Genomic DNA, 302 nt, shown 5'->3' with positions numbered 1-302 from the left:
GCGTTTCACTGGTGTAAACTGTAAGTAGTCACACAAACAGAACCCGAGGAAAAACTATGAGCTACTCCCATCTTACCATAACCGACCGAATAAAGATAGAAACTTACTTGGATTTAGGTTTGAAACCTTGCCAAATTGCAAGTAAACTTGGCGTCCATAAGTCCACCATTTCAAGAGAGCTAAGTCGATGCAAAAATAGTTACTCCGCAGCCTTAGCACAGGAACAGTACGACCACAGGGCCAAGCAAAAAGGTCGAAAATCTCGTTAAGAGGCTCTTAAAACCTTCACTTCAGACAGAGGG

General features: G+C 43.0%; 1 pseudogene. It reads left to right on the top strand.

Annotated features, from left to right (window positions below):
- Positions 1-56: 56 nt before the first annotated feature.
- Positions 57-266 (top strand): annotated as a pseudogene (locus tag STRDD10_RS10690) (helix-turn-helix domain-containing protein); the annotation flags it as partial.
- Positions 267-302 lie beyond the last annotated feature (36 nt).

The organism is Streptococcus sp. DD10 (assembly GCF_001578805.1).
Taxonomy (GTDB): Bacteria; Bacillota; Bacilli; order Lactobacillales; family Streptococcaceae; genus Streptococcus.
Note: the sequence above shows the minus strand (reverse complement) of the source record. Positions and strands in the feature narration are given on the sequence as shown.